Below are 7,533 nucleotides of genomic sequence, written 5' to 3'. Positions count from 1 at the left end.
CGTCGGTGTGGGCGGCCTCGTCGACGTCGGCACCGGAGCCGGCGTGGGGGTCGGCAACGGTGTCGACGTCGGCGCCGGAGCCGGTGTGGGCGTCGGTGGCGTCGGCGTGGGCGCCGGGGTAGGAGTCGGCCTGGGCGACGACTGCGACACCAACGGGCTCGACGTCGGCGCCGGTCTCGGGGTCGGGGTCGGCGGGCTCGACGTCGGTCTCGGCCTCGGTGTCGGGGTCGGCAGTGGTCTCGATGTCGGCCTCGGCCTTGGTGTGGGAGTCGGCGACAAGATCGACGCCGGAGCCGGTGCCGGAGCCTCCGTGACCGACGTCTCGTCGGCCACCGGCACCACCTCGCAGCTCCTTGACGGCACCGGGGTGGACCAGGCAACCTCTTCCGTCGGATCGCTGATCAAGTCGGATCTGGACTCCCTGACCTCGGACAACGCGGTCGGCGGAGTGAGCGACACCGTGACCGGCGCGGTCGGCGGGGTCGACGGCACGCTGAACGGCGTGACCGGTCTGCTGTCCGGTGGCACCGACGCCACCGACACGCACCAGAGCGACTCGTCCGGCACGTACGGCATCATGGGCGACTTCTAGGAGTCGCCGGGCCGTGTGGGCCGGCACCACACGGAAGGCTGACGGGCAACGGATGACGAACTGGGAAGCCGGGACCACGGCACCGACGAGTCCCACTTCCTTGACTCCGCTCCCGAGACCGGCGCCCGACCCACTGCGGGGCGCCGGTTCCGGGCCGTGGTGGATGGACACCATGGACGCGGTCATCCGTTCCTGTCACACCCATGGCCGGCCTGATCTGGCCGAACGACTGACCCGACGACGGACCCGGTTGCTGCACCCGCAGCTCCGGGTCCTCGTGCTGGGCGGCCCCGCGCAGGGCCGCAGCCGCCTGATCAACGCGCTGATCAACGCGCCGGTGTGCGGCATCGTGCCGGACAGCGAGACCGAGGTGCCGACCGTCGTGCAGCACGCGGCCGCCCCGGTCGCCCATCTGGTCCAGCGGGACTCCCCGGCCGCCGACTGGACCGCCGCGGTCGGCATGCGGTCCCGGATCCCGTTGACCACCGAACGGCTCGGCCCGTCACTGGCCGAGGTGACCGCGAGCCTGCCGCCCGGCACCCCGTTGCACGCCGACGTCGGTGTCCCGCGGACCCTGCTGGCGAACGGCCTGGTGCTGATCGACGCGCCGGCGCTGTCCTTCTCCGCCCCCGGCGGCGCGGTGGCCGCCGCCCAGGATCTCGCCGACCGGGCCGGCGCCGACCTGGTCCTCTATGTGTGCGAGACCGGCCGTCCGCTCGGTGACGCCGAGGTGGGTGTGCTGGCCGCGCTCGGTCAGGTCTTCCCCGGGCTCGTGGTGGTGCTGACCAAGGCCGATTACGCCGCCGACTGGCGCCGCGACCTGGCCGAGGCCCGGCAGCGGCTGCACCGGGCGGGGATCAACGCGGGTGTCACCGCGGTCTCGTCGGCGCTGCGGGCCCAGGCGGTCCGGGCCGGTGACGACGCCCTCAACAGGGAGTCCGGGTTCGCCGATCTGATCGTGCACCTGCGGCAGATGGTGGAGGCCAAACCGGACCGGCTGGCCCGGGCCACCGCCGCCGCGCTCGGCCGGATCGCGGTCCAGGAGCTCGCGGTGCCGTTGCGCGCCGAACTCGACAAGCAGGACGACGACGCCGTCCCGGAGTCGGCCCGGCATCTGCAGGTCACCCACCAGCACCTCGACGACCTGCGTAAATCCACGGTCCGCTGGCAGAACCGGTTGTCCGACGAGGTCACCGACCTGATGGCGGACGTCGAGCACGACCTGCGGGAGCGGGTGAAGGCGATCATCGCCGACGCCGACGAGTTCTTCGGCGAGGCCGACCCGGCCAAGAGCTGGGACGAGTTCGAGCCCTGGCTGCGGCAGTCGCTGCAGGAGCTGGCGCAGACCAGCATGAGCTGGCTGAGCGAGCGCACCGAGTGGATGGCCCGCCGGACCGCCGACATGTTCCCCCTGGAGGCCGGGGACGTGCTGCCGCCGACCGCGCTGGCCGTCACCGGCGGTTCCTCGGACGGGGCGTACGGGTTGGACGCGCCGCCGGTGGCCGCCTTCACCCCGGGACAGAAGCTGTTCATCGGCCTGCGGGGATCGTACGGCGGAATCGTGATGTTCGGTCTTGCCACCAGCCTGGCCGGGATGTCGCTGATCAACCCGATCTCGATCGGCGGTGGCGCGCTCTTCGGTGGCAAGAGCGTCCACGACGAGAGCAAGACGCTGCTGAAACGACGGCAGGCCGAGGCGCGCGCCGCGGTCCGGCAGTACGTCGACGACATCTTCGCCAAGCTGAACAAGGACTCCCGGGACAGTGTCCGGCGGGCCCAGCGTGCGCTGCGTGACCATTTCATGGCCGTCACCGAGGACCTGCAGGAGGCGGCGATGGAGTCGTTGCGCAACGCCAAGGCGGCCGCCGACCGGGACGCGGCCGCGCGGGAGCTGCGCGGGCGGACCCTGCGGGCGGAACTGACCCGGCTGGCGGAGCTGCACACGCAGTCGCTGGCCCTCGGCGAACGGAACAGCGCTTGATCAGCGAGGACCTGGAGAAGCGCACGCACGACCTGCTGGTCAAGGCGGCGCACGTCTACCGCGAGCACCCGCGGGCGGCGGCCCGGCTGCGGCAGACCATGGACCGGTTCGCCGGACCGCTGCGGGTGGCGGTGGCCGGTGGTGCCCGCAGCGGCCGGTCGACGCTGGTGAACGCGCTGGTCGGCGAGGACGTGGCGCCGCTGGAACCGGCGGTCTTCGTCACCTACCGGGACGGCACCCAGCCCCGGGCCTGGTGTCATCCGGAGCAGGGCCGGCCGTACGAGGTGCCGGTCGCGCGCAGCCCCGAGGGACTGCGGCTCGGGGTGGACACCGCGGTGCCCGCCGCCGGTGCGCCGGCCCGGGCGGTGGTGCAGTGGCCGAGCCGGGTGCTGCGGCGTACCGAGCTGATCGACACCGGTCTGCCCGTCGCGGCCGGCCGGGTGCTGCCGGAGGCCGACGCGGTGCTGCTGCTGGCGCCGCGGATCGGCGAGCCGGAGTGGGAGTTCCTGCGGGCCGGGCGGGGCATGCGCGGCCCGGCTGCGGTGCCGATCCACGCGATCATGGTGCTGACCATGGCCGACACCCACGGTGACGGGCAGCCCAGTGGTCTGCTGGAGGCCCGCCGGATCGCCCGGCGCCGCCGCCGGGAGCCGTCGCTGGGGGCGCTGTGCCAGGACGTGGTGGCGATGTCGCCGCTGATCGGGCACGCCGCCCGCACGTTGCGGGACGCCGAGTTCCGGGCGCTGACCGCGATCGCGGCGCTGCCGCGGGCGGAGGCGGATCCGTTCCTGCTGTCCACCGACCGGTTCAGCGCGGCCGCGTCGCTGCCGGTGGTGGATCCGCGGATGCGGCAGGCGCTGCTGCGGCGGTTCGGGCTGGGCGGGATCCGGCTGGCGCTGACGCTGGCCCGGACCGGGTCGACCACGCGGTCCGGGCTGGCCGACAAGCTGCACGAGTACAGCGGTCTGAAGGATCTGCAGACCTCGGTGGCGGAGCTGTTCACCGCCCGCCGGTCGGCGCTCAAGGCCCGGTCCGCGCTGATCGTGCTGGACCAGCTGTTCCGGACCGAGCTGCTGCCGCCGTCCGCGCAGCTGCTGGCCGAGCTGGAGCTGCTGGTCGCCGGGGCGCACGACTTCACCGAGCTGCGGCTGCTGTCGGCGCTGCGGTCCGGGCGGGTGGAGCTGCCGAAGGAGGTCGCGCTGGAGGCGCACCGGCTGCTCGGTGGCGCCGGCACCAGCCTGGGCGAGCGGCTGGCCCTGGCGACCGAGGCGACCACCACGGAGATCTGGACGACGGCGGTCACCAGCACCGAACGCTGGCGGCAGGAATCCACCCTCGCCGACCGGACACCGGCCCAGCGCCGGGCCGCCGCGGTGGTGCTGCGCAGCTGCGAGGCATTGCAGGCCGGCCTGGCCGCGACCAGGGGTGATCTCTAGCCTGCCGGGCCGATGACCGATACTGCCCAGGTGACGGACTCCCCAAAGCCTCCTGCAGAGAAGAAGCCGAGCAACTGGATCTTCCCGATCGGCGGTGGGCTGGTCGGCGCCTATTTCCTGATCAAGGGCGCGTTCAGCGTACGAGAAACGCAGGGTGATGTGATCTTCGCTCTGCTGATGGCCGGGATCGTGGTGCTCCTCGGCGGCCTCGGTTTCGTGATGTACCGGACCTGGCGGGCGGACCGGAATCGCTGACCGCGCGGCATCTGCCCGATATCCAGCGGAAACAGTTCGCGGCTAGCGTGACGGCAGGCTCAGGACCTTCGGAGGACGTCATGAATCTTCTTCTGCTGACCGACGGTCACGCCGAGGTGCTGCCCGCGCTGGACCTGCTGCCGTACACGGTCCGGGTCGCGCCCCGGGACACCTGGGCCGAGACGACCCGGGATCCGCAGATCGGCGCGGTGCTGGTGGACGCGAGCGGGCAGCTGAACCAGGCGCGGTCGATCTGCCGGGCGCTGGGCGCGAGCGGCACGGGCACGCCGCTGATCGCGGTGGTCCGCGAGTCCGGCCTGGCCGCGGTCGGCGCCGACTGGGGTGTCGACGACTTCGTCCTGACGACCGCCGGGCCGGCCGAGGTCGCGGCCCGGCTGGGGATGCTGACCGGGCGGCGTGGCCGGGAGACCGCCGCCGCCGCGCAGCTGATCCAGGTCGGTGACCTGACCATCGACCCGCACAGTTACACCACCCGGTTGCGCGGCGAGTCCCTGGCGCTGACGTACAAGGAGTTCGAGCTGCTGAAGTTCCTGGTCCAGCAGCCGGGCCGGGTATTCAGCCGGGACCAGCTGCTGCGTGAGGTCTGGGGCTACGACTACTTCGGCGGCACCCGCACGGTGGACGTGCACGTACGCCGCCTGCGGGCCAAACTCGGGCCGCGCTGCGAGACGATGATCGGCACGGTCCGTCAGGTCGGCTACAAGTTCGTCGCCCCAGCGGCCGGTGGGCTGCCGGTCACCATCGACCGGCCGCTCGTGCTGGCCGCGCTCTCCTGACGGCTACTCCGGGTTCGAGCGGTTCAGGATCTTGACCCCTGCGGCGTAACGGACCAGGTCGGCGTCGGTGATGGTGAGGCCGGCGTCGACGGTGATCTCCAGGGTGGCATCCCAGTCGGTGACGTCGACGGAGAGGGTGACGCCGTCGGGCCGCCGGGTCAGCGCCGCGTCGTACTTCCCGACCTTCCGATCGATTCCGGTCAGCTGCTGCCGTTTGCGCAGCACGGTGCGGAACCCGTCGGTGGCCGCGCCCGGGGCCCGGAAGGTCATCCGGGAGGCATTGGCCGTGTCGGTCTCCAGGCCTGCCGGGCTCACGGCGAGATCAAATGGCGGCTGTACGGCGATCGAGGCGCCGGTCAGCGAATCGGCGATCGCCACCACCTGCGCCGGGGTGTAGGTGTCGTCGGTGGCCAGCTCGATCCACTCACCCGCCGACTCCTGCCAGATCAGCGTGAGCTGTTTGGCCGGCTTCACGTTGACGGTCCAGAGCGTGGCGCTGTGTCCACGTACCCGCTTGGTCGCCTTGGTGGCCTTCGCCGTCGACCCTGGCTCGTCGTCGGAGACGGTGACCGTGACGTCCGCGTGGTTCTCCAGCTCGGTGGCTTCGAAGAACGCGCTCAACTGACCGTTTTCGGACGTCGCGATCGGGTCGCTCATGCCCTCGGTCTTCGGCAGCGTGTAGGGGAACTCCGGCGCGGTCCAGCCGGCGGCCAGCTGCACCCCACCGGCGGCCGGCAGCTGCTCCGGCTCGCCGCCCAGCAGGGGGACACCCGCGGCCACGGCCACCACCGCGAGCGACACCCCGGCGACGGTGGCCGTCCGGCGCCGGCGCAGGCGGCGGGACCGGCGGTGCACCGTACCGAGCAGGCCGTTGTCGGTGGGGGCGTGCCCGGCCGCGTCACGCATCGTGTCGGCCAGCAGGCGGTCCAGCTCATCCATTGCCGTACACCCCTTGCTCGGTCATCATGGCGCGCATCCGGGTCAGTGCCCGCGCGGCCTGGGAGCGGACCGTCGACTGGCGGCATCCCAGCAGCGTGGCGATCTCGTCGTCGGGCAGGTCGCAGTAGAACCGCAGCACCAGCACGGCCCGCTGGGCGCGGGGCAGGCCGCGCAGCAGCTGCCACATCTGATCGCGGGCGACCACGTTCTGTTGCGGTTCGTCGTACCCGCCGCCCGGTTCCGGCACCTCGGCGAGGACCGCCTCGCGGTACGCGCGGCGCCGGCGCCAGGACAGGAACTGCCGGACGATCGCGGTGCGGACGTACGCCTCACCATGATCCATCGCGGTGATCCGGTCCCAGCGCCGGTGCAGCCGGGCGAGCACCTCCTGGACCAGGTCCTCGGCGAGGTGCGCGTCCCCGGACAGCACGAAGGCGAACCGCAGCAGCGCACTGCCGCGGCCCTGGACGAACTCGTCGAAGTCTGTGGTGCTGTTTTTGATCAGCACGCCTCGTAGACGTAGGAACGGGAACCCGGCGCCGAGACGCCGACATCCCGCCGGACGATCGAGAGCTTGTCCCCGAAGGCGTCGCACGCCTTGGCGAACCCGTCGGCGGAGTACTCGATCACGATCACCTTGTCACCGTACGTGGCGGTGTAGGCGTCGCACTCGTCCCACTCCCCACACTCCTCGGCGACCGCGAAGTCGAACCCGGCCTTCTTGGCGTTGGTGGCACCCAGCTCGGCGAAGTTCTTCTGCCCCGAGGCCAGGCCCTTGGCGTGGGCGCGCGCGTTCAGAGCCGTGGCGAAGGCGACCGCCTGTGCCTGGGTCATCAGATTCTGCGAGCGGGTGTACGAGTCGAGGTTGTCCGACTCGATGGCGTCGAACCCGTCGGCGGCGCACCCGTCGATCCACGGCCCGACGACGGTCATCAGCGCGGTGCGCTTGGCCTCGGTGGTGATGTCGAACATCAGCTCGTTCCAGTCCTCGTCGATGACGAGGTTGCCGTTCTTGTCCTTGAGCAGCAGGTCGGGGTGGTTCTTCTTCCACCAGGCCTCGTCCTGCGGCTGTGCCTGGAAGGCGTTGACGTAGCAGATGTTGTAGGCGCCGGCGGCCGGCTCGGCCTCCCGGTCCCGGCTGACCACGGTGACACCCTTGGGCAGCGTGTACGCCCCACCGAGCTGGTAGTCGACACCGGCGTTGGCGGGCGGCGGCGTCCAGTCGGCGACGGTCGTCGCGGTGGTTTTCGGGGTGGTGGGCGTCGGCGTCGGCGTCGCATTCGCACTCGTGCTCGCGGGCGCACTCGGCTTGACACTTGTGGTCGGTTTTGCGGTTTTGGTTACTTTCGCGCTGGGGGTCGGACTCACGCTGGGTGACGCGGCCGCGGCGGGCGTGGTGGGGACCGGCTTCGGGGCTCCCCACCAGGAGCGCCGGGTGCCCGCGTCGGCGGTGCCGATCCCGACACCGAGCGCCACCACCACGACACCCGCCATGACGGCGCCCACCTTGATCCTCTTACCGCCGACTGCCAT

General features: G+C 71.8%; 8 protein-coding genes. 5 read left to right on the top strand and 3 right to left on the bottom strand.

The features are described 5' to 3' along the window. The 5 genes from Aco03nite_RS00545 to Aco03nite_RS00525 form a co-directional block, all read left to right on the top strand. A partial coding sequence (locus Aco03nite_RS00545; protein ID WP_203792443.1) for a hypothetical protein occupies nt 1-592 on the top strand: 592 nt, incomplete at its 5' end. A gap of 172 nt (nt 593-764) precedes the next feature. Beyond that, a complete protein-coding gene (locus Aco03nite_RS00540) occupies nt 765-2,573 on the top strand; it encodes a P-loop NTPase family protein (protein ID WP_203792442.1) in 1,809 nt (602 codons plus the stop codon). After that, nucleotides 2,570-4,009 (top strand): hypothetical protein, encoded by a 1,440-nt coding sequence (locus Aco03nite_RS00535; RefSeq protein ID WP_203792441.1) that lies wholly within the window; start codon nt 2,570-2,572, stop codon nt 4,007-4,009. Before Aco03nite_RS00540 ends, Aco03nite_RS00535 begins: the two co-directional genes overlap by 4 nt. A gap of 30 nt (nt 4,010-4,039) precedes the next feature. Continuing rightward, the gene (locus tag Aco03nite_RS00530; RefSeq protein WP_203792439.1) at nt 4,040-4,264 is read left to right on the top strand and encodes a hypothetical protein; all 225 of its coding nucleotides are present in this window, start codon (nt 4,040-4,042) and stop codon (nt 4,262-4,264) included. Nucleotides 4,265-4,344: 80 nt separating this feature from the next. Further along, complete coding sequence (locus Aco03nite_RS00525; RefSeq protein ID WP_203792437.1) at nt 4,345-5,061, top strand: response regulator transcription factor; 717 nt, start codon at nt 4,345-4,347, stop codon at nt 5,059-5,061. A 3-nt stretch (nt 5,062-5,064) separates the two neighbouring features. Here the strand turns inward: Aco03nite_RS00525 and Aco03nite_RS00520 are convergent, their stop codons facing one another. From Aco03nite_RS00520 to Aco03nite_RS00510, 3 genes are read right to left on the bottom strand one after another with little or no spacing between them, the layout of a single operon-like run. Then, a complete protein-coding gene (locus tag Aco03nite_RS00520; RefSeq protein ID WP_203792435.1) occupies nt 5,065-6,000 on the bottom strand; it encodes a hypothetical protein in 936 nt (311 codons plus the stop codon). After that, on the bottom strand, nt 5,993-6,508 hold the full coding sequence (locus tag Aco03nite_RS00515) for a SigE family RNA polymerase sigma factor (RefSeq protein WP_203792434.1): 516 nt from the start codon (nt 6,506-6,508) through the stop codon (nt 5,993-5,995). Before Aco03nite_RS00515 ends, Aco03nite_RS00520 begins: the two co-directional genes overlap by 8 nt. Next, entirely contained in the window at nt 6,502-7,533 is a 1,032-nt protein-coding gene (locus tag Aco03nite_RS00510; RefSeq protein WP_203792433.1) for an endo alpha-1,4 polygalactosaminidase, read from the bottom strand. The genes Aco03nite_RS00515 and Aco03nite_RS00510 overlap by 7 nt, the downstream gene beginning before the upstream one ends.

Origin of the sequence: Actinoplanes couchii (assembly GCF_016862075.1) — a bacterium.
GTDB classification, from domain to species: domain Bacteria; phylum Actinomycetota; class Actinomycetes; order Mycobacteriales; family Micromonosporaceae; genus Actinoplanes; species Actinoplanes couchii.
The sequence above is the reverse complement of the archived record's forward strand: the minus strand, read 5'-3'. Positions and strand labels throughout refer to the sequence as shown.

Bases quoted from the DNA above. Each gene is read 5' to 3' on its own strand.
- Aco03nite_RS00520 (WP_203792435.1), bottom strand. From the start codon at position 6,000: ATGGATGAGCTGGACCGCCTGCTGGCCGACACGATGCGTGACGCGGCC.
- Aco03nite_RS00540 (WP_203792442.1), top strand. From the start codon at position 765: ATGGACGCGGTCATCCGTTCCTGTCACACCCATGGCCGGCCTGATCTG.
- Aco03nite_RS00525 (WP_203792437.1), top strand. From the start codon at position 4,345: ATGAATCTTCTTCTGCTGACCGACGGTCACGCCGAGGTGCTGCCCGCG.
- Aco03nite_RS00510 (WP_203792433.1), bottom strand. From the start codon at position 7,533: ATGGCAGTCGGCGGTAAGAGGATCAAGGTGGGCGCCGTCATGGCGGGT.